Source organism: Rothia nasisuis (genome assembly GCF_928381405.1).
Taxonomy (GTDB): Bacteria; Actinomycetota; Actinomycetes; order Actinomycetales; family Micrococcaceae; genus Rothia; species Rothia nasisuis.
Window position 1 is genome coordinate 24,892 of sequence record NZ_CAKMSB010000004.1, and the last position, 25,650, is coordinate 50,541.

Annotated in this window: 20 protein-coding genes and 2 riboswitches; of the genes, 12 read left to right on the forward strand and 8 right to left on the reverse strand. The window is 59.7% G+C overall.

The genetic code is table 11. The annotated features are described in order from the left end of the window. Positions 1 to 23 precede the first annotated feature (23 nt). From L6966_RS04620 to L6966_RS04630, 3 genes are all read left to right on the forward strand, one after another. The gene (locus L6966_RS04620) at positions 24 to 1,790 is read left to right on the forward strand and encodes an ABC transporter family substrate-binding protein (protein WP_237232953.1); all 1,767 of its coding nucleotides are present in this window, start codon (positions 24 to 26) and stop codon (positions 1,788 to 1,790) included. Between the two features lie 148 nt (positions 1,791 to 1,938). Then, the gene (locus tag L6966_RS04625; protein ID WP_237232954.1) at positions 1,939 to 3,474 is read left to right on the forward strand and encodes an ABC transporter permease subunit; all 1,536 of its coding nucleotides are present in this window, start codon (positions 1,939 to 1,941) and stop codon (positions 3,472 to 3,474) included. Then, positions 3,471 to 4,697, forward strand: coding sequence for an ABC transporter permease (locus tag L6966_RS04630; protein ID WP_237232955.1), 1,227 nt, complete (start codon positions 3,471 to 3,473; stop codon positions 4,695 to 4,697). The genes L6966_RS04625 and L6966_RS04630 overlap by 4 nt, the downstream gene beginning before the upstream one ends. A gap of 94 nt (positions 4,698 to 4,791) precedes the next feature. Here the strand turns inward: L6966_RS04630 and L6966_RS04635 are convergent, their stop codons facing one another. Continuing rightward, positions 4,792 to 5,412: a PH domain-containing protein gene (locus L6966_RS04635; protein WP_237224249.1), complete on the reverse strand. Its 621-nt coding sequence runs from the start codon at positions 5,410 to 5,412 to the stop codon at positions 4,792 to 4,794. A gap of 18 nt (positions 5,413 to 5,430) precedes the next feature. Here L6966_RS04635 and L6966_RS04640 point away from each other — a divergent pair, with 18 nt between their 5' ends. Further along, the gene (locus L6966_RS04640) at positions 5,431 to 7,236 is read left to right on the forward strand and encodes an ABC transporter ATP-binding protein (RefSeq protein WP_419721881.1); all 1,806 of its coding nucleotides are present in this window, start codon (positions 5,431 to 5,433) and stop codon (positions 7,234 to 7,236) included. A 187-nt stretch (positions 7,237 to 7,423) separates the two neighbouring features. Then, positions 7,424 to 8,653, forward strand: coding sequence for an MFS transporter (locus L6966_RS04645; protein WP_237224247.1), 1,230 nt, complete (start codon positions 7,424 to 7,426; stop codon positions 8,651 to 8,653). 229 nt (positions 8,654 to 8,882) lie between these two features. Here the strand turns inward: L6966_RS04645 and L6966_RS04650 are convergent, their stop codons facing one another. Next, the gene (locus L6966_RS04650; protein ID WP_237232956.1) at positions 8,883 to 9,845 is read right to left on the reverse strand and encodes an NAD(P)-dependent oxidoreductase; all 963 of its coding nucleotides are present in this window, start codon (positions 9,843 to 9,845) and stop codon (positions 8,883 to 8,885) included. Between the two features lie 114 nt (positions 9,846 to 9,959). Then, the gene (locus L6966_RS04655) at positions 9,960 to 10,616 is read right to left on the reverse strand and encodes a TetR/AcrR family transcriptional regulator (protein WP_237232957.1); all 657 of its coding nucleotides are present in this window, start codon (positions 10,614 to 10,616) and stop codon (positions 9,960 to 9,962) included. Positions 10,617 to 10,721: 105 nt separating this feature from the next. On the opposite strand from L6966_RS04655, the gene cls reads away from it, so the two are divergent. Further along, positions 10,722 to 12,224 carry a cardiolipin synthase gene (gene cls / locus L6966_RS04660; protein WP_237232958.1) on the forward strand — a complete coding sequence of 501 codons (1,503 nt, stop codon included), beginning with the start codon at positions 10,722 to 10,724 and terminating at the stop codon, positions 12,222 to 12,224. On the opposite strand, the gene L6966_RS04665 is transcribed toward cls, so the two are convergent. From L6966_RS04665 to L6966_RS04680, 4 genes are all read right to left on the reverse strand, one after another. Next, the gene (locus tag L6966_RS04665) at positions 12,221 to 13,432 is read right to left on the reverse strand and encodes a glucose-1-phosphate adenylyltransferase family protein (RefSeq protein ID WP_237232959.1); all 1,212 of its coding nucleotides are present in this window, start codon (positions 13,430 to 13,432) and stop codon (positions 12,221 to 12,223) included. The genes cls and L6966_RS04665 overlap by 4 nt on opposite strands. Positions 13,433 to 13,434: 2 nt before the next feature. After that, positions 13,435 to 14,169, reverse strand: coding sequence for a hypothetical protein (locus tag L6966_RS04670; RefSeq protein ID WP_237232960.1), 735 nt, complete (start codon positions 14,167 to 14,169; stop codon positions 13,435 to 13,437). A 190-nt stretch (positions 14,170 to 14,359) separates the two neighbouring features. Next, positions 14,360 to 15,787, reverse strand: coding sequence for an LLM class flavin-dependent oxidoreductase (locus L6966_RS04675; protein WP_237233041.1), 1,428 nt, complete (start codon positions 15,785 to 15,787; stop codon positions 14,360 to 14,362). 138 nt (positions 15,788 to 15,925) lie between these two features. Further along, a riboswitch (SAM riboswitch) is annotated at positions 15,926 to 16,026 on the reverse strand. 100 nt (positions 16,027 to 16,126) lie between these two features. Continuing rightward, positions 16,127 to 16,732 carry a hypothetical protein gene (locus tag L6966_RS04680; RefSeq protein WP_237232961.1) on the reverse strand — a complete coding sequence of 202 codons (606 nt, stop codon included), beginning with the start codon at positions 16,730 to 16,732 and terminating at the stop codon, positions 16,127 to 16,129. Between the two features lie 169 nt (positions 16,733 to 16,901). Further along, positions 16,902 to 16,996: riboswitch (SAM riboswitch) on the forward strand. Between the two features lie 5 nt (positions 16,997 to 17,001). Here L6966_RS04680 and L6966_RS04685 point away from each other — a divergent pair. Genes L6966_RS04685 through L6966_RS04695 form a run of 3 tightly spaced genes read left to right on the forward strand, consistent with a single transcriptional unit; the run spans position 17,002 to position 19,717 of the window. Further along, on the forward strand, positions 17,002 to 17,808 hold the full coding sequence (locus L6966_RS04685; RefSeq protein ID WP_237232962.1) for an ABC transporter ATP-binding protein: 807 nt from the start codon (positions 17,002 to 17,004) through the stop codon (positions 17,806 to 17,808). Between the two features lie 8 nt (positions 17,809 to 17,816). After that, positions 17,817 to 18,857 (forward strand): aliphatic sulfonate ABC transporter substrate-binding protein, encoded by a 1,041-nt coding sequence (locus L6966_RS04690; protein ID WP_237232963.1) that lies wholly within the window; start codon positions 17,817 to 17,819, stop codon positions 18,855 to 18,857. 2 nt (positions 18,858 to 18,859) lie between these two features. After that, positions 18,860 to 19,717, forward strand: a complete 858-nt coding sequence (locus L6966_RS04695; RefSeq protein WP_237232964.1) for an ABC transporter permease — start codon at positions 18,860 to 18,862, stop codon at positions 19,715 to 19,717. 126 nt (positions 19,718 to 19,843) lie between these two features. Here L6966_RS04695 and L6966_RS04700 read toward each other — a convergent pair whose 3' ends face one another. Beyond that, positions 19,844 to 20,428 carry a TetR/AcrR family transcriptional regulator gene (locus L6966_RS04700; RefSeq protein ID WP_237224239.1) on the reverse strand — a complete coding sequence of 195 codons (585 nt, stop codon included), beginning with the start codon at positions 20,426 to 20,428 and terminating at the stop codon, positions 19,844 to 19,846. Between the two features lie 89 nt (positions 20,429 to 20,517). Here L6966_RS04700 and L6966_RS04705 point away from each other — a divergent pair, with 89 nt between their 5' ends. The 3 genes from L6966_RS04705 (at position 20,518) to L6966_RS04715 (ending at position 25,520) form a co-directional block, all read left to right on the forward strand. Further along, entirely contained in the window at positions 20,518 to 21,852 is a 1,335-nt protein-coding gene (locus tag L6966_RS04705; protein WP_237232965.1) for an NtaA/DmoA family FMN-dependent monooxygenase, read from the forward strand. A gap of 238 nt (positions 21,853 to 22,090) precedes the next feature. Then, positions 22,091 to 22,987 (forward strand): DUF559 domain-containing protein, encoded by an 897-nt coding sequence (locus L6966_RS04710; RefSeq protein WP_237232966.1) that lies wholly within the window; start codon positions 22,091 to 22,093, stop codon positions 22,985 to 22,987. Positions 22,988 to 23,411: 424 nt separating this feature from the next. Continuing rightward, complete coding sequence (locus L6966_RS04715; protein WP_237232967.1) at positions 23,412 to 25,520, forward strand: AMP-binding protein; 2,109 nt, start codon at positions 23,412 to 23,414, stop codon at positions 25,518 to 25,520. Positions 25,521 to 25,650: the final 130 nt, after the last annotated feature.

Sequence of the window (25,650 nt, forward strand, 5' to 3'; positions counted from 1 at the left end):
CCCTTTTTAGCAAGGAGATACCGATGCGCAAGACCCGCATTTCAACAATTTTGAGCCTTTCGGCTGTTACGGCGCTGGCCCTGTCAGCCTGTGCCAGCTCATCCACCGGCTCTTCGAGCTCGGATTCGTCTGCTTCTTCAGACAAGTCAGTTTCCATTGCCCTCACCAACGTTTTCTCCTCACTCAACGTGGGCACCTCTAAGAGCAACTCAGATACCAACGGCATCATCAACCAGATGACCAGCCGCGGCTTCTACACCGTTACCAACACCTTTGAGGTCCGCCACAATGACTGGTTCGGCTCCTACGAGATGACCGAAGAAGGCGAAGGCATCAAGGTCGACTACAAGGTCAACGACGACCAGAAGTGGTCAGATGGCGACGAGATTGACAAGGGCGACCTACTTCTGGCTTGGGCTGTGCAGTCCGGCTACTTCGACGGTGAAGGGGAAGGTGGCGTCAAGTACTTCGACTGGGCCGGTGAGACCGTCGGGCTGGTCGGTGCAGACAGGCCCACCACAAGCGAAGATGGACGCTCCATCTCTTTCACCTACCCCCAGGCCTTTGCTGACTGGGAGATTGCCTACGACGTTGCTGGCAACAGCTACGGCACCCCCGCCCACGTGGTCGCTGAGCTAGCCGGTATGACCGAAGAAGAGCTCGTCGAGGCTATTGAGTCAGCCACCCCCGGCGAAGAAAACGAGCAGCTCCGCAAGATCGCTGACGCCTGGAACACCGGCTTTGACACCACCACCATGCCCTCCAACGAGGCCCTGACCGTGGGTAACGGCCCCTACCTGGTCACCGGCGTTGAAGAGAACCAGTCGGTAACCCTCACCGCCAACCCCAACTACCAGGGCGATGTCAAACCCAAGATTGGCGAAGTCGTACTGAAGATACAGGGCGACGTTGCAACCCAGATTCAGGCCCTGCAGAACGGGGAGGTTGACGCCGTTGCGCCCCAGCCCTCCATCGATACGGTCTCCCAGCTTGAGGCCCTGAGCGGCGTTGTGACCAACAAGCAACCTGACCAGGCCTACGACCACCTGGATCTGAACATGAAGGAAGGCTCCCCCTTCGCTGATGAAAATGTGCGCAAGGCCTTCCTGCTGACCGTTCCCCGCCAGGATATTGTCGATAAGCTCATTAAGCCCATGGACTCAGAAGCTGCCGTTTTGAACTCTCAGCTCTACGTTGCCTCAGATGGGGAGAACTACTCCAAGACCCTGGAGTCCAACAACTCCAGCGACTACCCCTCAGATGATATGGAGGCCAATATCGAGCAGGCCAAGGAACTGCTCGGCGGCCAGACCCCCACCATCCGCATCCTTTACAACAACAAGAACTCTAACCGCATCAACTCCTTCCAGATGATTAAGGAGTCCGCTGAGAAGGCTGGCTTCATCGTTGAAGATTCCGGTACCGAGCAGTGGTCATCTCTGCTGGCCGGTGGCGACTACGAGGCCTCCATCTATGGCTGGGTCTCCTCAGGTGTAGGTAACGTCTCCCTGGGCCAGATTTTCAAGACCGGTTCCTCCTCCAACTTCACCGGCTACTCCAACGCAACCGTTGACGCAGCAGCCGATGAAATCATGGCCACCACCGATACCGCCCGTATCGAGGAGCTGAAGATGCAGGCAGACGGCGAAATCTTCAAGGACGCCTACGGCCTGCCCCTCTTCCAGTCCATCGCCGTAGCCTCCTACAGCGATACCCTCACCGGAGTGGTACCCAAGCCCGGTCAGCAGCCTCTGACCTGGAACATCGAAGAGTGGGACATCGCAGAGTAGCCCTGCAGGCTCTCGTCACACTCCAGATACAGGCTCCGTACCTGTACCCTCCCTGTGGCGCGGGCGCTCACCAGCGTCCGCGCCATCTGGCTGTTACTGGGCACCCTCCTACTCCCCGGGTGCGCCCACCTAACCATCAGGATTCATCATGCTCATGTATTCCGTGAGGCGATTAATCACCGCAGTTGTCATCCTCTTCGGTGCTTCATTCCTCATCTACAACCTCGTTGCCATCGCGGGTGACCCCCTCGAAGATCTCCGAGTCTCTACCTCGCCCAATAAAGAAGCCCTCATCGCCCAGCGTATTGAGGCCCTCGACCTCAACACCCCTGCCCCGCTCCGCTACTTCTCCTGGCTTGGCGGTGTGCTCGGCTGCTTTGCAGGTAAGTGCGACTTTGGCCAGAACCTGGCAGGCACACCCGTCACCCAGCTACTCTCCAACGCGGTTGCACAAACCCTTACCCTGGTCGTAGCGGCCACCGTGCTCTCCATCCTGATCGGTGTCAGCCTGGGTATCATCTCGGCCCTACGCCAGTACTCCGGCTTGGACTACACCGTCACCTTCGCCAGCTTTCTCTTCTTCTCCCTGCCCTCCTTCTGGATCGCGGTCCTGCTCAAAGAGTTCGTGGCCATCGGTTTCAACGACTTCTTGCGCGACCCAGTCATATCGATACCGACCACGCTTCTCATCGCCGTCGTTGCGGGTGCCTTCTGGTACTCAGCCTCTTTCGGCAGGCAGAAGACCCGCTACCTCATGGGCGTCCTTGGCTTCGTGCTCACCGCGGGCGCTATCGTCTTCGTTTCCACCACCGAGTGGTTCTCCCGGCCCTTCCTAGGCCTGCCCTTCATCATCCCCCTGGGCCTGGCCGCAGCGCTCATCTTCACCATCCTGGTATCTGGCCTGCGTAACCGCCGAGCCCTGAGCGCTGGCCTGGCCCTGGTGGTCGTGGGATCTGCCGCCTACTTCCCCATCCAAGGCCTGCTCAGCCAGGCGACCCTGCTGATGCTCGTCCTCATCACGCTAGCCTTCATGGCTCTGGGCGTGGCGGCCGGCCTAATCGCCGGTGGTTACGATAAGGGCCAGGGTGCCCGCGTGGGTATGCTCACCGGCCTGACCATGGCCCTGCTGATTATCGTCGACCGTTTCATGCAGGCCTGGCCCGCCTACGTAGCCAACGGCCGCATCAAGGGTCGGCCCATCCCCACCGCCAACGCCTCAACCCCCAACCTGCAGGGTGACTTCTGGATTCTGAGCACAGATACCCTCACCCACATCCTGCTCCCCACCATCGCCCTGACCCTGATTTCGCTGGCCTCCTACTCCCGCTACTCACGGGCCTCCATGCTCGAAATCATGAACCAGGACTACATCCGCACGGCCCGCGCCAAGGGTGTTTCTGAGCGCTCCGTGGTGATGAAGCACGCCTTCCGCAACGCGCTGATTCCCCTGGCCACCATCATTGCCATGGATATCGGTGCCATCATCGGCGGCGCAGCAATCACCGAGCGTATCTTCGCCTTCAAGGGTATGGGTACCCTCTTCCTTGACTCGCTGGCGCACACCGACCCCAACCCCGTCATGGGCGTCTTCCTGCTCACCGGCATTATGGCACTTGTCTTTAACCTTGTGGCTGACCTCCTCTACTCAGCCCTCGATCCGCGCGTGAGGGTGAAAGCATCATGAGCATCAACGGTAAGAACCCCACCTCAGGCTCCGCCCCCGAGCCGACCACCGAAACCGCCGCCCTCCGCTCGCTGGAAACCAACGTCGACATCCGTGCCCAAGATTCGGTCGGTAAAACCCAGGGGCAGATTGTGCGCAAGCGCTTCCGCCAGAACACCGGGGCGGTCATTTCACTCGTTACCCTGGTGCTGATTTTGCTCCTGGCCCTCACCTCCATCGGTGTGGGACCCATCCCCGGCTGGTGGGGCTACAACTACACCCAGATGCAGCCCATCGTCAACGGTGCCGCCCCCAACGCCCAGCACTGGTTTGGCCAGGACGCCACCGGTCGAGACCTCTTCGCCATGACCATGCGCGGGGTGCAGAACACCTTCCTGGTGGTCTTTCTGATTACCTCAATCGCAGGTTTTCTGGGTGTGCTCTTCGGCGGCCTAGCAGGCTACTACCGGGGCTGGGTTGAGGCGGTTATCATGCGCTTTACCGACATGGTCATCATCATCCCCCTCATACTGCTGACCGCTGTGCTGGGTAAGCTGGCCGGTAGCTACTTCCACGGCGTCTGGAACACCATCATGTTCGGTGTGGTCGTGGGCCTGCTCTTCTGGTCCTCCCTGGCCCGTCTGGTCCGCGCGGAGTTCCTCTCCCTGCGCGAACGCGAGTTTGTGGATGCTGCCCGCCTGGCTGGCGCATCTGATTTGCGCATCATTTTCAAGCACATCCTGCCTAACGCCATCGGCGTGGTCACCGTGAATGTGTCTTTGATGATGAGCACCGCCATTCTGACCGAGACCGCCCTCTCCTACCTGGGCTTCGGCATCAAGGCCCCCGACTGGTCACTGGGCTCCCTGATCTCAGCCAACCAGTCAGCCTTCTCAACCCGCCCCTGGCTCTTCTGGTTCCCCGGCCTCTTCATCCTGGTTATCTCACTGGCCGTCAACTTTGTGGGCGATGGCCTGCGCGATGCCTTTGATCCCCGCCAGAAGAAGTTCAACCCTAAGAAAGCCACCGAGCGTACCGCCCATTCCGCTGAGAACGGCGTAGGCGTTAGCGGTCACTCAGCGCCGGGTGGCTCCCCGGCGGTGGGGGCGGTGGCAGCGGGGGGCGCAACCGTCACGGTGCACACCTCCATCGCCTCAGAGGTAGAAACTCCGCACAGTAGCCGCACCTCAGATTCCCTTAATCAGAATCTGGACGGTACGGCAGGGTCACCTACCGACCAATAGTCTCATCTGAAACCGAGGTGGCGGTGAGCCCGCCGGTTCACCGCCACCGCTTGATAATCGCATAGAGAAGCAGAACGCTCCGGCACCCAGTGCACTAGATGGTGAGCCCCACAACTGCGGCGCAAGCCAGCAGGGCAAAGAGAGCAATGCCGCCTACGTCCGCGTCCACCGTCTGCGTGGGCTCGGAGCCCTCGAGGGCCCCGGCCTCCACCAGCTCCTGCCAGTAGCCGCGGAGTACCAGCGCCACGGCGCCCGCCGACGAGTTCGGTAAATCAGAGGTGCGCAGGGTCTTTTCGGCCCCGTAGGTAATGGTCGGCAGGTTGCGTAGCTCCTGCCGGTGTGCGGTCAGCGAGGCCACCATACCACCTGCCGGGAGCCCAAAGGCCTGAATCGAACGGGTGGGAGTCACCAGGGTCAGGTGGTAGCGGGTCGAAACATCGACCAGCGCCGCATAGCCCACCCGGTGGGTAGCGAAGGGGTTCATAACCGTGACCTCGTCACGATCCACCACAATGCAGGGTCTCCCCAGCAGGTACCACACCGCGTAAGCCACAAAGAGAACAGCCCAGCCCCGGGTCAGCAGGGCCTGGGGCCCACCCTTGATGGCTAGAGCCACCAGCACAATCACCGCCACGAGCACAGCAAGACCCGTGTACACATGGGCGGTCTTATCTCGGTAGGTCACCGGAGGGTTCTGCAAAAACTGAGACTTCATAGTCTTTAATTCTTTCAGATGAGACAGCTCCATCAAGCTAGACTCCACAGAAACAACCAAGAGTTGGGAAAACCAGTGAACACACCAACCACTCAGCCCACCGGCCAGCCGGTGCTCGAAGTTCGCAACCTCAGCGTTGACTTCGGCGTCGAACGCACCTGGGTTCCCGCCGCCATGGACCTCAACTACGAGGTGCACGCCGGTGAGGTACTCGCCATCGTGGGTGAATCCGGCTCCGGTAAGTCCGTTTCGTCCATGGGAACGATCGGCCTGCTGCCCAAGAATGCCCGCGTCACCGGCTCCGTCAAACTCAACGGGCGCGAGCTCGTTGGCCTGAGCAACGCCGAGCTACTCGGCGTGCGCGGGGAGGACGTAGCCGTCATCTTCCAAGAACCTATGACCGCCATGAACCCGGTCATGACCGTGGGAGACCAGATTGTTGAAACCTTGCGGTTGCACAAGAACATCTCCCCGGCAGAGGCCAAAGAAGAGGCCATCAAAATGCTCGAGATGGTTGAAATGCCCGACCCCGTCAAGGCTTTCAACTCCTACCCCCACCAGATGTCGGGCGGTCAGCGCCAGCGCGCCATGATTGCCCAGTCGCTCTCTACCAACCCCCGGCTATTGATTGCAGACGAGCCCACCACGGCACTCGATGTGACCGTACAGGCTGAAATCCTGGAGCTCATGCGCACCCTGCAGAAAAAGCTCAACTCGGCCATCATTCTCATCACCCACGACATGGGTGTGGTAGCCGATCTGGCCGACCGGGTTGCCGTGATGCGCCGCGGCGTCATCGTTGAAACCGGTGAAATTCACGAAGTTTTCAACAATCCCCAGCACGAGTACACCCGGGCCCTGCTCGGTGCCGTACTCCACCTGGGCGGCGACAAAATCGATGTGAACGCCGCCATTGACGACGCAGCCGAGAACCAGCGCCCTGAAACTGCCCTACTCGACCAGATCGCCCCGGAACGGACCGGCAACGTCATCCTGTCGCTCAAGGACGTAGCCCTCGAGTACCCCAAGCAGGGGCGCGTTGGCCCCTTCCGGGCCGTCACCGGAGCCACCCTCGAAATCCGGGCCGGTGAGGTGCTGGGTCTGGTCGGTGAATCCGGTTCCGGTAAATCCACTATCGGCCGCGCCAGCGTGGGCTTCTTGCAGGTTGCCGAGGGTGAGCTGAACGTCTGCGGCGTAGATATGCGCAAGCCCAGCCGCAAGGATTTAGCCGAGGTACGCAAGCACGTGGGTATGGTCTTCCAGGACCCTTCGTCCTCCCTCAACCCCCGCCTGCCCATCGGTGAATCCATCGGTGAGCCCATGATGCTGGCCGGTGTGGCCAAGGGCGCTGAGCTACAGAAGCGTATTGAAGAACTGCTTGACCGCGTAGAGCTGCCCCGCTCCTACCGCAACCGCTACCCGCACGAGCTCTCCGGCGGCCAGAAACAGCGCGTGGGCATCGCCCGGGCGCTCTCCCTCAAGCCCAAGCTCCTCATTGCCGACGAACCTACCTCGGCACTCGACGTATCTGTGCAGGCCCGCGTGCTGGAGCTCTTTCAGGAACTCCAGAAAGAAATGGGCTTCGCCTGCCTCTTTGTCACCCACGACCTGGCCGTCATTGACGCCCTGGCAGACCGTATTGCGGTCATGCGCCGCGGCGAGATTGTTGAGCAGGGGCCGCGCGAGCAGATTCTGCGCCACCCCCGCGAGGTCTACACCCAGCGTCTGCTGGCCGCTGTTCCGCTGCCTGACCCGGCCGCCCAGGCTGAGCGGCGCGAACTGCGCGCCAAGCTCCTGGACGAAACCGGCCACGTCGTCAGCTAGACTTAGTTATCTCTTTCATAAAAGGTAGGGCGGTGAGCGATGGTATCTTCGTTCATCGCACCTATCTCTTCAGTATTACTTGAGATTATTTATAGAAATATGGTGCTTTGATCTTCAGTAAAGCCACTATCTATTCTCCAAACTTACCCTATACAAGCGAGGCTCCACCTATGCAACTAGAAATAAAATGAACCCTACTAAAGAATCGAATTATTCAGCTCCCATGCGAGCCTATTTATTCTCTCAGGCGGTTTCACTTATCGGAACTCGCATGAGTTACGTAGTACTTCCTTTTGCTCTTATTCATTTAGAATTTTCACCTCAAGAAATCGCCTTTATTCTAGGCATAAAGATAGCCGGAACTGCATTTGGGGCACTCCTAGCAGGGGTGATTGCGGATAGATTTAATCCGCTAACTATTATGCGGGTTGCCGACTTATCAAGGTTTACTCTTCAAGCATTACTTGCAGTAATCATATTACACGATTTAAAATCTCTTCTTCTAATATCTTTAGTGCAGATATTTTTTGGAATTTCAGATTCTGCATTCAACCCAGCCTCTAATAAATTTATAGTTAACTCCTTTTCTGAAGATAAGTATATAAAATTAAATTCTGCCGTAAGTCTACTGGGGCAGATTGCAATGATCATAGGGCCCATAGCTGGAGGAATCCTAGCCGCCACCTACCATCCATCACTGGCGCTATTTATAGACTCTTTTAGTTTTTTTGCAAGTTTCCTCTTCTTGCTTGTAGCAAGCAACAAAACCACACAGCCAGAAAATGAAATGCGAAACCCCACACAAGAGGTACTCTCTGGCTTTACCTACCTACTGAAATCACCCAGTATTTTACGCCTTTTTATTGCATCATCAATATTTCATTTATCCGCACTGGCTGCATTATATTCACTGGGTCCAGTTTACGCGGAACACAATTTAAATGGCTCCGAAACCTGGGGGCTCCTTGTCGCAACCTTTGGCGCAGGAGGAATACTGGGAGCTATCGTCTTACCCAAAGTGAAGTCATTTAAAATAAATGAGTTGAATATAATAATTTCCCTGCTTGTAATATCAACTCAGCCCCTAGTAATCTCCTCAAGCTTGCCCATTTATATAATATTTTTACTCCAATTCATCAATGGAATATTCCTTTCGGTCTTCTCAATATATTTCTCTTCTTTTCTGCAAAAGAATGTGAACCCTAAATTGCTGGGAAAAATCAGCTCATTCGATGATCTACTAACCAGTCTCTCGGTCCCACTAGGCTACTGGATTATTGGATTACTTGCTGAAATTTTGGGAGTCCAAACTGTAATGTCCGGCGCATCGATTCTATCGATAGCTGTTTGCTGCGGCATCATCCTATTTCTATCTCGAAATAAAATTTTCACTAATTTTAACCGCAAAAAATACTAATTCTTTGACCCTGAAGACCACACGCGGCGCCAGCTATTGCTATTCCGCTGCATATTTCAGTCGCTCAGGATGAATACCACACTTCTGGATAAAACCGACCATACCGTCAGCTAGACACAACTAAAAGGAGCTCCACCAGATTATGGTGGAGCTCCTTTTCTGTACCTAATATATGTCGCGGTGGAAGGTCATGCACAGGACGTGCTAGCGCCAGCTGGCTGGGCAATAATTAGTTCATCTTGTTGCGCCAGTTGGCGTCCTTACCCGCGCGGGCATCACGCAGGGCCTGCAAGTTCTGCTTGATCAGGGCCTCGGGCTCAACGGGGCGGCCGCCCGCTGAGTGAGGGGTGATAATGATGTTCTTGGCGTCCCAGAGGGGGTCGCTGGAGGGCAGGGGCTCTTCGACCACAACGTCAACGGCGGCACCGGCGATGCTCCCTGAGTTGAGGGCCTCAATCAGGTCAGCTTCGTTGACGGTGGGGCCGCGGCCCACGTTGATGACGTAGGCCCGCTGGGGCAGCTTGGCCAGACGAGCTGCGTTCAGGGAGTTCTTGGTTTCCTCGGAGTTGGGCAGAATCATGACCAGAATGTCGGTGGTTTCTAGCACTGAGTCGATGTCGTCGGTTGCTACCACGGGGAAGCCCGCACGTTCACCGGCGGAGCGGGCGATACCGGTAACCTCGGCGCCGAAGGCGTCAAAGAGGCGGGCAGTTGCCTGGCCGATGGAGCCAAAACCCCAGATGGTGACCTTAGCGCCGAGCAGGGTAGTAACCTGGTCTGCCGGGTGCAGTTCCTGGGGGCCGCCCAGCTCGGTGGCCCAGTTCTTCTGTGCCTGGTGCTCGGCCAGAGTGGGCAGAAAGCGCACAAAGTTCAGGGCCAGGGCCAGGGTGTGCTCTGCAACGGTCTTAGAGTGCAGGCCGCTGCCTGAGGCGATGACGGCCTCGGGGCGGAAGCCCGCGGCGCGAGCCTGGTCAGGGCCAGCCAGCAGGGCCTGAACCAGCTCTACCTGCTCAAGGTGGGTGGCGGCGTCCTTGAGCTGGTCATTGGTGTTACCCCAGGCCACTAGCACATCGGCGTCGTGGTGTTCAGGGGCGATGTTGACGGCCGGGTCATAGCTCACCAGCTCGTCATTGAGCTCTGCGCCCAGGGCACTCTGGTCAAGAGTGATTGATGTGGGCAGAAGAATCTTCATGGTCTACTCCTTTGTTCCAAGTTTCAGGCACGGGGGGGGCACCCGCTAGCCACTTTACTCTTTTCTCACCGGTTTCAGACCACCCCGTGACACCGCATGACGGATGGCGAATTTCTAGTCTTCGCGTAGCAGGTGGCGAAAGGTCTGCACGGCTTCGCGAATCACTTGGTCGCGTTCAGCTTCTTCGGGTACGCCACGGGTGTAGTCCAGGTAGCGGAGCAGGGCCGAGGTGATGCACAGAGCCGCGCGCAGGCGGGGCTCTGAGGTGCTCGCGTCCGCCTCAGTAGCCGGCAAGTAGGGCCAGGGGCCGCGGCGTCCGCTGGCGCTGAACTCCACCCAGTTGACAGTGCGGAGCAGGTCAGCCAGAGTTTTTTCGCACTCAATGTGGTGGGTTTTGATACGGTAGCGTAGCTCAGGGTATTCCTGCACGAGAGGACGCACCCGGGGGAAAGTGGGGCCGGTGACCGCGGCAACGATGATGTCGAGCATCAGATGGGCGACGCGTTCAAAGATATAGAGGTCCTGGCGGGCGGCATCCTTTTGCAGGATATCATCGGTGATGGTGGGGGCACGTAAGCCCAGTACCGCATCCTCTTTACTGGCGAAATAGTTAAAGAGGGTACGGGGGCTGACCCCGGCCGCTTCAGCAATCTCGTCTGTGGTAGTAGCTTTGAGGCCCTTTTCTTGCACCAGCGTGAGGGCTGCCTCGTGGATCGCGGTGTGGGTTCGCTCGCGGCGCTGCTGACGCGCAGACTTCTCGGGTTTCTTCACACCACCAGTCTATTGCAGAAGTGCATCGGCCCCTAGCTACCCGGCCCTATCTTACACATCGGGAACCCCTCCCCGGGCTACTACAACTCCCGGTAGACTGAAAGAGTGAATTTTGGCTTGCTTCCTTTCATTGACCTGACGAATCTTCCAGGGTGGGTCTCTATCACGCTCATCGTGGTTGACGTTCTCATCCGACTCACCGTGATTTTCTGGTTGCCCTACAACCGTAAACCCGTGGTGGCGCTGGGGTGGCTGATGGCTATCTTCTTCATCCCTTTCGTGGGTCTCATAGCCTTCTTGATTTTCGGTTCCAACCTGGTGCCCAAGCACCGCCGTAGCCGCCAGCGCACCATGAATCAAATCATCAAAGACGCTATCAGGGGTGATGAGGCTGTGCTGGGTAACCCGGTGCTCTCTGAGCCCGCCCGTGTTGCAGCCAATCTGAACTATAAGCTAGGAGCCCTGCCTCTCATCGGCGGGAACAGCTTTGAGCTCCGCCACGACAACAACGCGGCCCTGCAAGAAATCGCCGAGAAAATCGACCAAGCCCAGAAATACGTTCACTTCGAGTTTTATATCACCGCCCTTGACTCAACGACCGAGCCGCTCTGGGATTCTCTCATCCGCGCCCACCAGCGCGGTGTAGCCGTGCACGTCCTCATTGACCACATCGGCTCCCGCAAGTACCCGCGCTGGGCGGAGCTACAGCACAAGCTCAACGGGGCCGGAGTACCCTGGCGGCTCATGCTCCCCCTCAAGCCCTGGAAGGGGCAGTGGCAGCGCCCCGACCTGCGCAATCACCGCAAGATTGTGGTCATCGACGGCGAGTTAGCCTTCTCAGGCTCCCAAAACGCCATTGACTGCACCTACAACCTCAAGGGAAACATCAAGAAGGGTCTTGAATGGAAAGATCTCTCCTTCTTCTGCACCGGCCCCGTCGTGCACGAACTCAACGCGGTGTTCGTCTCTGACTGGTACGCAGAGACCAGGGAGCTCCTCCTTGACGAAATCGATGCAGACATCGATGCCCACGACGAGGCAGGGACGGAGGGCCAGCTCCCCCTGGCCCAGATTGTTCCCTCAGGCCCCGGGTTCGAGACCGAAAATAACCTGCGCCTCATCAACCATCTGCTCTATAACGCAGAAGACCGCATTATTGTTTGCTCCCCCTACTTCGTACCCGAAGAGACCCTGCTGCAGGCCCTGACCAATATGGCACTCTCAGGTATCGATGTGACCTTGATTGTCTGTGAAAAGGGCGACCAGTTCCTGCCGATTATGGGCCAGCGCTCCTACTATGAACAGCTGCTCAACGCTGGTGTGGTGATTCAGCAATACCCCGGGCCCACCGTCTTGCACTCCAAGTTCATGATTGTGGATGACGAGCTGACCTTTATCGGTTCCTCCAACATGGATCCCCGTTCTTTTGCCCTCAACTTTGAGGTCTCAACCTTCATCGTGGGCAAGCGCATGGTCAAGGAGCTCGAGGAGGTAGCCAACGACTACATCTCCCGCTGCAAGCGCCTGCGCTATGACGAGTGGATGAACCGCCCCAACAGCCAGAAGGTGATGGAGAACTTCTGCCGCCTCTGGAGCGCTCTGCTCTAGGCTCCAGCCACTGCTTCTCCATCGTGGCGGTGGCCCCGGCCGCTGGCGGTACTAGCAATAACGGTGATATTGCCCGGGCCAGGTTTGGTCTGCCCTACGGCTTCGGCAGGGACGCTCGCGCCCACGTCAACAACGACCGACTGTAGGTGCGCGCCCGCAGGTACCACGGTATCGCCCATGAGGATGGAACGCTCTACCCTAGCCCCGGCTTCAAGGGTCACACCGGGGCCGATGACGCTGGTTTCTACCTGCCCGTGCACGCGGGCTCCGTGGGCGACCATAGAGCCGGTGACCTGTGAGGACGGCGCCAGGTAGGCCGGGGCGTAGGGGTCCGAATGGGGCAGAATAGCCCAACCGGGAGCGTCCAGTTCCAGGCCCTTCCCCTCGAGCAGGTCCATGTGGGCGCGGTAGTAGGCATCGATAGTGCCAACGTCCCTCCAGTAGCCCTCATACACAAACTCGTGCACCACACTGTCAGCAACCATGTGCGGGATGATGGTCTCCCCGTAGTCACCGAGAACCTCCCCCACCGCCTCCGTGTCAGAGCGGTCAACCCCCTCCAACAGGGCATCCAGGGTTCGCCTCAGGGCTGCTACCCTAAAAACGAAAATTTCGGTCGCTACCTTCTGGCTGGCGGGCCGATCAGGTTTGTAGTCGTAGCGGGTAACTTTCTTACCCGTGCCGGTGCGCACCACCCCGTAGCGGGAAGCGTCCTCGTCAATTTCTGTGGTGACGACGGTAAGATCTGACCCGAGTTCACGGTGCTGGGCGAGTACCTCACGCACGTCAAGCTGGTAGAGGTGGTCAGCGCTCATCACAATGACGTTGTGCGCACCCACCGATTCGAGCAGGGGGAGCTGCTGGAAGAGGGCGTGACCGTTGCCAGCTGCGAAACCGTCTTCGGGGCGGCCCTCGATGGGCGCGAGTATGCGCAGTCCGTCGCGGGTGCCATCGAGATCCCAAGGCCGCCCGCCCGCTAGATGCTGGTTGAGGGTGAAGGGTTGGTACTGCTCCACCACCCACACGTGCCTGATGCCCGAGTGCGCCAGGTTAGACAGCGGCACATCGATCATGCGGTAGATGCCAGCAAAGGGAATTGCGGGCTTGGAGCGGTGGTCGGTGAGAGGGGATAACCTGCTCCCTCGCCCTCCCGCCAGAATCAGGGCGATAGTGGGCGGCTCTTGGGCATGGGGAAACGGGTCTGACACGGCTACTGGATGCCTGAGAGGATGGCCTGGTCGAGGCTCTTCAGGTAGGAGGCAGCGTCAATCTTCCATTCACCGTTTTCAAACTTAAGCTCGGTACCGTCAAGCATGGCACCGGGGCCCTCTCTGAAGGGGTTCCCCTGGGTATCCGCCGAATCTGAGGGGTCAGATGAGGCGCTACCCCCGATTGAGAAGGCATCTGCTGACAGGGTGGCGGTATCTTCGGTGAAGGTGACCTTGTCAGTGTCCACGGTAAGGGTCTCGATGGCGTTCTGGTCATCAGTGGTAGCAACATCCCCCATGCTGATGGCCATGAGACTCAGCACGATGGACTGTTCGACGCTGATACCCGAGCGGTCGACAAAGTCGTAGGTGGGGTCAAGACCCTTGAAGTAGTCCTCAAGTTTCTGCTTCTCTTCATCGCTCAAAGACGAGAGAGCTGAGGCTGTGCCCTCCAGGGACTCAAAGTCAGTGCCGGTTTCAACATTAGAGAGAATTTCTTGGATATCTGCAGGGGGCTCAGAGGGCAGCTCTGCGGTAGCGAGAGTCGTAAAGTAGTCCTTGAGAGTGGTCTCAATCTGGCCCTTCTGCTCGTCGGTGAGCCCCTGGGATGCGGAGGCCGACTCAGCTGCGTTAGAGGCCGAATCTGCGGCATCATTTGCCGCGCCGCAGCCAGCGAAAGCAAGGGCGCCGATGAGGAAGGCAGAGGTCAGAGCGGTCTTTGAGCGGTAGGTAGCCATGAGGTGTTTCTCCCTGTGAATGTGAACAGCGTGCCCTCAGTCTACCTAACTCTCCCGCTGGGAGATGATTTATATTGCCCGTGTTACGCCCCTATCAAGCAGAAATACCCGCCCTAACACAAGGACGCCGCCCCGCACTTCCCTGCCCTGTGGCAGGAAGGCGCGCGGCGGCGTCCCGGTATGTGCAGAACTAGTGGCCTGCGGCCTCAGCCTTCTCGGCCTGCTCAATCGCTAGCTTGAGGAAGTCGCGGGCCGGAGTGTCAGCAGCGGAGGGCTTACCCACGTAAGCTCCGCGGTACTTGGCAGCCGGGTGGCGCTCGTCCACGTACTTGTTGCCCTCACCGAAGAGGCTCTCGCGCAGGGTAGAACCCTCATAAGCGGTGCGGTAGCGGCCGCGCTTCTGCAGCTCGGGAACCACGAACTCAACGAAGTCCTCAAAGGAACCGGGGGAAACATGGTAAGCCAGGTTGATGCCGTCCAGGCCACCCTCGTCAATCCACTTCTCCAGCTCATCGGCAACGGTCTGGGGGGAGCCCACCAGAACCGCACCCATACCGCCGGTAGCGCAGTGCTCAGCGATGTCCTTACGGGTCCACTCCTTCTCCTTATCCTGCAGGGTGAAGGGGGTCAGGAAGGACTGGATGGACTCGGTCTCAACATACTTGAGGGCCTCGTCCTCATCGAACTGATCCAGGTCAAGGCCGCTCCAGCCGCCAATGATGCCCTGAGAGGATTCAATATTCTGGTACTTGAGGTACTCGGCGTACTTGGCTTGGGCCTTCTCGTCCGTCTCATCCACAACAACCGAGAGCATGGCCAGGATCTTGACGTCATCGCGCTTGCGACCAGCCTTCTCAGCCTCTTTACGGATCCGCTCGGTCAGCACCTTGGTTAGGTGGGGGCGCAGGGCGGTAATAAAAATAGCCTCAGCGTGCTGGCCCGAGAAAGCCTGCCCACGAGATGAGGCACCGGCCTGGAAAATCACGGGGGTACGCTGGGGTGAAGGCTCGCTCAGGGCAATACCGGGAACCTGGAAGTACTTGCCCTTGTGCAGGATGGGGTGCACCTTCGAGGGGTCAGCGAAGATACCCTTCTCGCGGTCGCGGGGTACCGAGCCGTCCTCCCAGGAGCCCTCCCAGAGCTTGTAACAGACATCGAGGAACTCTTCGGCAATCTCGTAGCGCTCATCGTGCTCAATCTGCCCGGGCAGGCCCTGGTTCTCAGCAGCAGACTGCAGGTAGGAGGTCACCACGTTGAAGCCCACACGGCCGCCGGTCAGGTGATCCAGGGTGGAGTAGGAACGGGCCAGGGTGTAGGGCTGGTTGTAGGTGACAGCGGCGGTCACACCAAAGCCCAGGTGCTCGGTCACAGCGGCCATAGCAGAAATCTGTAGGAAGGGGTCGCCCACCGGAACCTGGGCACCATCCTTGAGCACGGGGGCTACTGAATCCTTATAAACATCGTAAACACCCACCACATCTGCGATGAATACCGCATCAAACAGGCCCTTCTCGCACACCTTAGCCAGGTCGGTCCAGTACTTGATGGTGTTGTACTCGTCCGCCCGGTTGCGGGGGTGGCGCCAGAGGCCAAAGCTCTGGTGGCTGGTGGTGGTCATATCGAAGGCGTTGACGACAATGCGCTTCTTCTCGCTCACTGCTGGGCCCTTTCGGTGGTATTTAACCCTCCGCGCCCCGTGCAACCCTGCGCCTCACATAGTAAGGGCGCCTAGCCTCTCGCGAAGGTGGCGCCGTGTGCGCCGTACTTGCATTCCTGCCTGATCCTCATCTGGGGCACCCCACTACGGGAGAGGGTTGCCGCCCAACCAGCCAGAGCTTAACGTTGGGACTCATGATCAACTGTCATCTAGACTACGGGCCGCTGCCTACTCAAACAACCTATGACACATGCTTAACTTTTATGACGGCGTGTGAAGCAGCTGGCGGTGCGCTGACGGCTAAGCATAGCTGACGTTCAGCGGCGCGGGGAAGCTGAGGGTGCGGCCCACCTCAGCGATAGCAGGCCTAGCCGACCCAAAATCACCCAGGGTAAAAACGTACTGCCACGCGGGCTCCGACCCCGTGGGTGAAGAATCCAGGGTAATAACAGCCCCCTCTGGAACCCCGCGGGTAATCTTGGCGGAAAAGGGGCACGGACCGCACGACATGAGATGGTAATCAAAGTACATGGCTGTTACCGACTGGCTGATTACAATCTCGTAGGTGCCGTCCTCCTGTGGGGTTGACGCGCAACGCACACCAGATGTGCCCAACATACCATTGCAGGGGTTGGCGATTGTGAGCAGGCCGCCGGTGGGGCACTCGGTCTGCGACCGATACCGCATAGTGACGGCCAGCTCACTAGATTCATTGGGGTAGCTGCCACCAAACGAAATTGACAGGGGGTAACGGTTTGCCTCACCATCGTAGGCACCAACAGTCAGGGTGCTACATACCTCCGGCCCAGAGGAGGTTGACGCGGCGTAGGCAGGCAGGACTGAGGTTGCGACGATAGAGGGAACCGCCCAGGCAGTCCCTTTCACAACCGAACGCCGGTTGACCATAAATTGTCCTCATTTTAGTATCTAGATATTCAGTGAACTATCTTATACTAAGCTTTAACAGTTCTTCAAAGATGGGCAAAATAGCCCACATCGTCACAGTCGTAACCGGGCGACATAGCCCGTCATAATCTTGCGTGAAGACGGCGGGCACTTCTAGCGTTGAAAACGTCAACCATCCAGAGCGACCGAGAGACTTGGCTCAACGACGTCGCAGCAACCTCCCGCATTACAGGGGTCGGTGCTAACGCCAAGAGACGATGGAGAAAAGCATGAGCGCACCCACGCTAGAACGCACCCCCACCACCCTCACCGCCTGCGACATTGACTTCAAGGCGGTCGGCAAAACCTTCATCGGCGAGCGCGGCGAGACCCGCACCGTCCTTGAAAACGTCTCCTTCACCGCCTACCCCGGAGAGATTATCTCTATTATCGGCTCCTCGGGCTGCGGCAAGTCTACCCTCTTGCGGGCTGCTGCCGGTCTGGGCACCGCGACCGCCGGTACCGTCACCATCGATGGCAGCCCGGTGCGCGGCCTGGACTCCCGAGTGGCAATTGGCTTCCAGGAACCCCGCCTGCTGCCCTGGCGTACCGTTGAGAAGAATGTTGCCTTGGGTTTGCCCAAGGGAACGCCCAAGGACGCCGCCCGTGAGCAGGTTGCCCGGCTTCTAGATCTCGTGGGGTTGGCAGACTATGCCCAACACCGCCCCCGTGAGATTTCCGGTGGCATGGCTCAGCGCGCTTCACTGGCCCGGGCGCTGGCGCGGAACCCCGGCGTCCTTCTGCTGGATGAGCCCTTCGGTGCCCTGGACGCCCTAACCCGCATCAAGATGCAGGACCTACTGCTCGATATCCACGCCCAGGACCCGGCCACTATTCTGCTGGTCACCCACGACGTAGAAGAAGCCCTCTACCTCTCAGACCGGGTGATTGTGTTGGGTAGGCCCTCCCCCGGTGCACCTGCCACTATCACCCGTGTGGTGGATGTGCCCGACCACCACCCCCGCGACCGCGGCAACCCGGCGCTTGCCACCTTGCGTAAAGAACTTTTGGCCGAACTCGGCGTCGAAGAACACTAGGAACACACATGTCACTCTTTTCTCGTCTCACCACCAGCTCAGCCCTACTCGCCACCGGCGCCCTGCTGCTCACCGGCTGCCTGGCTGGGGAAAACGCTTCTACCGCTGACACTTCTGCCGCTGCGGGCGACACCACCGTCACCATCGACTACGCCACCTACAACCCGCTCTCTCTGATTATCAGGGAAAAGGGTTGGCTAGAGACCGCCCTGCAAGAGCAGGGTAAGGAGGTGGAATGGGTTCAATCAGCCGGATCCAACAAGGCCAATGAGGCCCTGCGTTCTGGGGCCATCGACGTGGGTTCCACCGCAGGTTCAGCTGCCCTGCTGGCCCGTTCTAACGGCTCACCCATCCAGGTGATTGACCTCTACTCCCAGCCCGAGTGGTCAGCCCTGGTCACTACCAGCGACTCGGGTATCAACTCGGTGGCTGATTTAGCCGGTAAAAAGGTAGCCGTCACCAAGGGCACCGATCCCTACTTCTTCCTGCTCCAGGCCCTGGAAGAAGCCGGTGTATCGCCCGATGAGATCACCATTGAACAGCTGCAGCACGCCGACGGCCGCACCGCCCTCAACCATGGCACCGTCGACGCCTGGAGCGGCCTTGACCCCATCATGGCCAGTGCCGAAATTGAGGACGGCAACACCCTCTTCTACCGCAACGTCGACTTCAACACCTACGGCTTCTTGAACGCCACCGAGAGCTTTATTGAAGAAGACCCCGAAGCCGCCCAGGCCGTGGTTGACGTCTACGAGTACGCCCGTGAATGGGCTCTAGCCAATGAAGAAGAGGCCGTGCAGATCCTGGCAGACAGCGCAGGTATCGAGCTTGAAACCGCCCAGGTCGTCTGGGACCGCACCTACCTGGACATCGATTCCGTGCCCGGTGACGCGCAGCTCTCCGTTCTCGAAAAGGTTGGCCCCTACCTGGTTGAATCTGGCGACGTCGCCTCACAAGGCGAAGTGGATACTGCCCTGGGCAGCATCGTCAACGACACCTTTGCCGCTAAGGCTGATCCGGCTCGAGTCTCTGTTCTGGTGGCTGAGTAGACATGTCAGTTACCTCTGATCTCGGAACCCGGTCGGTAACCCGCCGCCGTCTAGCGCGAACCGAAACACCGGCGTCCGCGCGCCCGCCCCGCCGCCCCCTGCTGACCCGCAGGTGGGCACCCTGGCTGGGTGCCCTGCTGCCCCTGCTTCTGCTGGCGCTCTGGCAGTACCTGAGCACCGCCGGGGTCTTCAGCGCGGTGCAGCTCCCCGCCCCCTCCAAGGTGGTTGCCGCCGCCCTTGATTTGGCAGGACGCGGCCAGCTCGGCCTGCACATCGCAATCTCAACCCAGCGCGTGGTGCTGGGCTTCAGCATCGGCGCCATCCTGGGGCTAGTGCTCGGAGCCTGGGTAGGGCTCTCCCGCTGGGCCCAGGTACTCGCAGCCCCCACCATCGGAGCCCTGCGCGCTGTACCCTCGCTGGCCTGGGTGCCCCTGCTGCTGCTCTGGATTGGCATCGGCGAGAACTCCAAGGTCACCCTCATCGCTATCGGTGCCTTCTTCCCGGTCTACACCACCGTCTCAGCTGCCCTGGCCCACGTTGACCCCAAACTGGTTGAGGCGGCCCGCACCTTCGGCGTCCGCGGTGTCAGCCTCTTCACCACCGTGCAGCTGCCTGCGGTTCTGCCTGCTGTGGTCTCGGGTCTGCGACTGGCTCTAGCGCAGGCCTGGCTCTTCCTGGTCGCCGCTGAGCTGCTGGGGGCGTCCATGGGCCTGGGCTTCCTGCTGACCGACTCCCAAAACAACGGCCGCACCGACCGCCTGCTGTTGGCTATCGTCCTGCTGGCGATCCTGGGCAAGATAACCGATGCCCTACTGGGTGTCTTCGAACGCTGGGTCAAGGCCCGGTTCCCCAGCAACTAGGAGCGGGGGTAAGGGCAGGTGCAGGTCTTCTCTGCCAGCCCGGCAACTGCTCCGACCAATGTAATCGAAAGCTTCATCTGCGTGTTCTTTGAACGCGCAGATGAAGCTTTCGATTACTTTCGGCAGCTAGTTCTCGGCGGAAAGGGTCAGCCAACCCCGAGCCAGCAGGTCATAGAGGGCATCGGGATTATCTGAGTGCTGAGCCGCCCAGGCCATGCCCAGGGTTGCCAGATAGAGATCGCGCCCCGTAACGCCGGGGCGGACGTTCCCCTCCTGCTGGGCAGCCGCCAGTAGCTGGTCTAACTGAGCAATCACGTTGTGGCAGGCCATGCCCAGGGGGCTTGTCGCTTCTTCTACAGCCTGCCGCATGGGGTCGGTCAGGCCCTCGTAGGTCTGGAACCACTTGGCTGTTGCATCGAGCCAGGCCCGCAGAGCCTCCAGGGCGCTCTCCCCGCGAGCCAGCGAATCGGCAGCAGACTCAGGGGCCTGCACGCCCCGCGTCTCAAGCACCGCCGCGATCAGGGCCGACCGGTTGGGGAAGTTGCGGTAGAGGGTACCGGCCCCCACCCCCGCCTGCCGGGCGATAGCGTCCATAGAGATATTGACTCCGTCTTGCTCGAAGGCGGCGCTGGCTACCTCCAGGATTTTTTCTCGATTGCGGACGGCATCGGCGCGGGGTTTGCGGGCGGCGGTGGGGGTCTTTTCGGTCATGGTGTCCATCCTACACTTGCTAAGTGGAGAATACCTCCGTATAGTTTTGCCCATAAACGGAAAATATCTCCACTTAGAAAGAAAGCATCATGGCACACAAGAAAATGCTCATCGGCATGCAGCTGGGCAACGGCTACGGCGCCCAGGTCACAGCATGGAACTTCCCCGGCGTAGACCCCCACAACTACGCCAACATCGACTCCCACGTACGCTACGCCCAAAAGGCTGAACGCGGCCTCTTCCAGTTCCTCTTCTTCCCCGACTTCCCCAATGAATCCCAGGCCTCAGACCAGGTCGCCCCGCAGCTTACCCTCGACCCCATCGTCACCATGGCCGCCATCGCCCGGGACACCAGCCGCATCGGGCTAGCAGCAACCGCCCCTACCCAGTGGAACGAACCCTACAACCTGGCCCGCCAGTTCAAGGCCCTGGACGTCATGAGCGGCGGCCGTATCGGCTGGAACGCCGTGACCGGCTCAGACCCCCGCGGCGCCGCCAACTTTGGGCAAGACATGAAGTCCTCCGCAGAACGCTACGGGCGGGCCCACGAGGTAGTGCAGACCGTCCAGGCCCTCTGGGGCTCCTGGGGCAAGGACGCCTGGGTCGCCGACCGCGAGACCGGCGTCTTTGCCCACCGCAGCAAGATTAAGCCAATCAACGCGCAAGGCCGCTACGTGGCGTCCGCAGGCCCCCTGCCGATCCCGCCCTCCAAGCAGGGCCAGCCCGTCATCTTCCAGGCAGGCGGCTCCCCCAACGGCCTGGCCATGGCCGGGCTCTACGCCAACGCCGTCATTGGCTCAACCTTCACCATCGAAGACTCAATTCAGCAGCGCCAGGCAGTGCGAGACGCCGCCGAAAGAGCAGGGCGCAACCCCGATGAGATCAAGTTCTTCGCCGGTATCATGCCCACCATTGCCCCCACCAAGCGCGAGGCTCTCGACCGGCGCGGCCTGTTGGTGGAGCCCCAGATCCACCAGCGCGTAGGCTACCTGGGCATGATGCTGGGCATTCCGCTCAGCAGCTCAGACCTGGACCAGCCCATTGACCCCGGCGTCCTGACCTACGCCCAGCCCAACCCCGGCGACCCGCGCTCAGCCAAGGCCCTAGAGATCGCCCGCGAGGGCTGGACCGTGCGCGACATCCTCTACCACGGCATCATCGACTACCACCCGGCCCCCATGGGCCCGGCCAAGGTAACCGCCGATCACATGACCGAGTGGTTCGAAGCCGGGGCCGTCGATGGTTTCTGGTTCTCACCCGATGTCTACGAGGACGGCATTGACGCCTTCGTCGACGGGGTTGTGCCCATTTTGCAGGAGCGCGGCCTCTTCCACACCGAATACGAGGGCGAGACCCTACGCGAACACCTGGGTGCCCCAGACCAGTACGGCCTGGCGGAGCACCTGCTAGAGGCTCGTAGCTAAGCCTCTCACCGTTGAGAGTAATGCTCATTGCCATCAGCGCGAACGATTCTCGTGCTAATGGCAATGAGCGTTACCTTCACGAACGCTACCACCGCTAAAGCCCCACAACCGCACACCCGCGTCACCTTCACGACACATTAATCGCTTGCAGCAAATACTCACTGGTTTAGGCGAAAAGTTATCCACAGATTGCTCAAGGCTCTTGCCATGTCAGCTTTCCAGGGCAAAAGTCTCTCCCATGGAACAGTTTTTCAACGACATCAAAACCTCCCACGAGCTAAGGCACGAGGGTATCAGCCCCTCTACTGTCCGTCGACGCTGCGCTCAAGGCAGACTAATCCGCATTATGCCCAACGCCTATGTTGACGCCCACCAATGGGTGCAATGGGACGAGGAAACCCGCGTCAAAGCCCGCCACGCTAGCTTCATCAAAACGCACCAACACTACGTGCTCAGCCATGTATCCGCAGCGCTTTGGTGGAGCGCGCCCCTACTGCGGCTTCCGCGCAAAATTTGGGTGAGCCACCCTGCCCCCACGGTACGATCACGGCCGCAGGTGCACGTCAGTAGAGGGCGTGAAGATATATGCGCTAAAAGCACCTTCCACCGAGGAGCCTTCGTTACTTCTCCGCTACAGACGGTGCTCGACTGCGCCATGACGCTCCCCTGCCTTGATGCCCTGTGCGTTGCTGATTATTTTCTGAACCGGGGGCTGGTCTCCATGAAAGAGGTACGGGAAGGGATCTCACTTCTGAAGGGCAAGGGCGTGTGTACTGCCCGCGCGGTAGCCGCGCTGATGAGTGATAAAGCTGAATCTCCCGCAGAAACTATTGCCCGCTACCGCATTGTGACGTGGGGATTCACCCCGCCTCAGGAGCAGGTAAGTATCCGAGTGGGCAGTTCTCTTTACCGTCCTGATTTTCTGTGGGAGGAGTTTAGGGTCATTGTGGAGGTTGATGGCAACGTGAAATACGACGGCAGTCATGGAAACCCGGTTCAGGTAATTCGCCGCGAGAAGCAGCGCCAGCGGGATCTTGAGCAACTCGGGTACCGGGTGTTACGCGTGACCTGGGACGATATTATGCGGTCGCCCGAGAACTTCCGTGCGCTGTTGATCAATGCTGGGGTTCGCTAGGAGTACGGCGTGAGACTTGTGCTGCAACGGACTGAGTGTGGCGGTAATTGCCATCAGCGCGAACGATTCTCGTGCAGATGGCAATTGCCGCTACATTCAAGAACAGGCAGGACGGACGGGCGCGTCACGAGGCGTCACACAGGTCAAAGAGTGGGAAGGGTTTGGCGGCAGAAGGAAGAAGCCCTTAACCTAAAAGAGATTTTGTCCATCACGAGCGATACGAGAGACCTGGCTCTACGACGATCGCAGCAACCACGCAGAGAAGCCGAACCCGCGCGTCCGCATGCACCAGCTGCTCGCCCCTAAGGGGCCGCAGAGCACTCAGCTGGGGCACAGCGCGGTCACCCCATTCGACTGTTATCGAAGGGTTACAGGTTCACATCTCGGCGCCGGTGCTACAGCCAGCTACCGATGGGAGATACCCTTGGGCGCACCTGCCACCTTTGTTTACACCGACCCTTCCACCCCAACTCCCAACCCGGCCCTGATTTCAGATGAGGCCCGCGTGCAGTTCTGGGCAGACCAGGCCAAGTCCCGCCTGACTTGGGGCGAACTCTTCGATGAGGCCAACCCCCACACCTTCGCCAAGCCCCAGAGCCTGGGTTTTGACGAGGAGGGTATCGAGCAGTTCACCGTGCCCGAGATTAAGTGGTTCGAAGGTGGCAAGTTGAACGTTGCCTACAACTGCGTAGACCGCCACGTCGAAGCGGGTAAGGGCGATAAGGTGGCCCTCTACTTTGAGGGTGAGCCCGGTGACCGTCAGGCTATCACCTACGCTGAATTGCAGCGCCGTATCGCCAAGGCTGCCCACGGCCTGGAGAAGCTGGGCGTCACCCAGGGTGACCGCGTGGTCATCTACCTGCCGGTGATCCCTGAAACCATTATCTTTACCCTGGCCTGCGCCCGTATTGGTGCTATCCACTCCCTGGTCTTTGGCGGTTTCTCCGCCGAGGCCCTCAAGTTCCGGGTAGAAGATACCGGGGCTAAGGTGCTCATCACCACCGACGGTCAGAACCGCCGTGGCACCGTCGTGCCGGTTAAGGCTACCGCTGATGAGGCCTGCTCGGGTGAAAACCAGATCGAGCACGTCATCGTCATCGACCGCACCGCAGGCACCCCCGAAGCCCACGCCGCCGTGCCCTGGACTGAGGGCCGCGACATCTGGTACCACGACCTGGTCGATGACCTGCCTGACACCCACGACTACCAGCTCTTTGACGCTGAGACCCCCCTCTTTATCATTTACACCTCCGGCACGACCGGTAAGCCCAAGGGCCTGGTGCACACGTCCGCTGGCTACCTGACCCAGGTGGCCTACACCCACGCCCTGCTCTTCGACCTGCTCCCCGAGATTGAGGACGAGCAGGGCCAGCGCCGCGTGGACGAGCTGGCAACCGTCAACGACCCCGCCAAGGTTGAGAATACCGTTCACTGGTGTACCGCCGACCTGGCCTGGGTCACCGCCCACACCTACGAAATCTACGGGCCCCTGCTCAACGGCGTCAGCCAGGTCATTTACGAGGGCACTCCCAACACCCCCACCTTTGAACGCCACTTCGAGGTAATTGAACGCTACGGGGTCACCAACTATTACACCGCTCCTACGCTGATTCGCTCCCTCATGGGAGCCTTCCCCGACGGCCCGCCGGCGAGCAAGTACGACCTCTCATCGGTGCGCCTGCTGGGGTCGGTGGGTGAGTCCATCAACCCCGAGGCCTGGCGTTGGCTGCGCGCGCACGTGGGCGGGGGCACCGCGTCCTTCATCGATACCTGGTGGCAGTCTGAGACCGGCTCAACCGTGTGCTCGCCGCGTCCGCACGACCCCCAGTTTGCGCCCGCTGGCACCTTTGCGGACGACGCCCCCCGCACCGGCTCCAAGCCCGGCTGTGCGACCCGGGCGGTTCCGGGTATCTCAACCCGCGTGGTCGATGAGCAGGGGAACCAGGTTGAGCCTGGCGTCCAGGGCTTTATCGTGGTCGATAAGATTGGCCCCTCCATGGCCCGCACGGTCTGGGGCAACCCACAGCGCTACCTGGATTCCTACTGGCGCCACTACGGCGAGCGCGGCTGGTTCCTGGCTGGGGACGGCGCTAAGGTCGATGAGGAGGGCGATGTCTACATTCTGGGCCGTATCGACGATGTTATTAACATTTCGGGCCACCGCCTGTCGACCATTGAGATTGAGTCTGCCCTGGTCACCCATGAGGCTGTGGTGGAGGCAGGGGTCTGCCCGGTGGAGGACGAGCTGACCGGCCACCAGGCGGTTGCCTACGTGACTCTCTCTGAGGCCGGCCGGGCGCTGAGTGCCGAGGAGTTGAAGAAGGCCCTGACCGAGCATATCCGCCACGAGATTGGGCCGATTGCCAAGCCCAAGGACGTCATTGCGGTGGCCGATATCCCCAAGACCCGGTCGGGTAAGATTACCCGCCGCCTGCTCGGTGAGCTCTACCAGGGCCGGGCGCTAGGCGACACCTCATCCCTGCAGAATGAGGAGGCCCTGGAGACTATCGCGCAGGTGCTAGCTACCCGCTAACCTGTACAGGCTATACGGCGGACTGCCTACCTTTCCTTTGTATATCCGCATATCGTATGGATATACAAAGGAGGGGTGGGCAATCATTTAAGCAGGTCCACACAACTCGTGTCGTACTACGTTAGACGTC

Bases quoted from the DNA above. Each gene is read 5' to 3' on its own strand.
- L6966_RS04620 (WP_237232953.1), top strand. From the start codon at position 24: ATGCGCAAGACCCGCATTTCAACAATTTTGAGCCTTTCGGCTGTTACG.
- L6966_RS04625 (WP_237232954.1), top strand. From the start codon at position 1,939: ATGCTCATGTATTCCGTGAGGCGATTAATCACCGCAGTTGTCATCCTC.
- L6966_RS04630 (WP_237232955.1), top strand. From the start codon at position 3,471: ATGAGCATCAACGGTAAGAACCCCACCTCAGGCTCCGCCCCCGAGCCG.
- L6966_RS04635 (WP_237224249.1), bottom strand. From the start codon at position 5,412: ATGAAGTCTCAGTTTTTGCAGAACCCTCCGGTGACCTACCGAGATAAG.
- L6966_RS04640 (WP_419721881.1), top strand. From the start codon at position 5,431: ATGAGACAGCTCCATCAAGCTAGACTCCACAGAAACAACCAAGAGTTG.
- L6966_RS04645 (WP_237224247.1), top strand. From the start codon at position 7,424: ATGAACCCTACTAAAGAATCGAATTATTCAGCTCCCATGCGAGCCTAT.
- L6966_RS04650 (WP_237232956.1), bottom strand. From the start codon at position 9,845: ATGAAGATTCTTCTGCCCACATCAATCACTCTTGACCAGAGTGCCCTG.
- L6966_RS04670 (WP_237232960.1), bottom strand. From the start codon at position 14,169: ATGGCTACCTACCGCTCAAAGACCGCTCTGACCTCTGCCTTCCTCATC.
- L6966_RS04675 (WP_237233041.1), bottom strand. From the start codon at position 15,787: ATGACCACCACCAGCCACCAGAGCTTTGGCCTCTGGCGCCACCCCCGC.
- L6966_RS04680 (WP_237232961.1), bottom strand. From the start codon at position 16,732: ATGGTCAACCGGCGTTCGGTTGTGAAAGGGACTGCCTGGGCGGTTCCC.
- L6966_RS04685 (WP_237232962.1), top strand. From the start codon at position 17,002: ATGAGCGCACCCACGCTAGAACGCACCCCCACCACCCTCACCGCCTGC.
- L6966_RS04690 (WP_237232963.1), top strand. From the start codon at position 17,817: ATGTCACTCTTTTCTCGTCTCACCACCAGCTCAGCCCTACTCGCCACC.
- L6966_RS04695 (WP_237232964.1), top strand. From the start codon at position 18,860: ATGTCAGTTACCTCTGATCTCGGAACCCGGTCGGTAACCCGCCGCCGT.
- L6966_RS04700 (WP_237224239.1), bottom strand. From the start codon at position 20,428: ATGACCGAAAAGACCCCCACCGCCGCCCGCAAACCCCGCGCCGATGCC.
- L6966_RS04705 (WP_237232965.1), top strand. From the start codon at position 20,518: ATGGCACACAAGAAAATGCTCATCGGCATGCAGCTGGGCAACGGCTAC.
- L6966_RS04710 (WP_237232966.1), top strand. From the start codon at position 22,091: ATGGAACAGTTTTTCAACGACATCAAAACCTCCCACGAGCTAAGGCAC.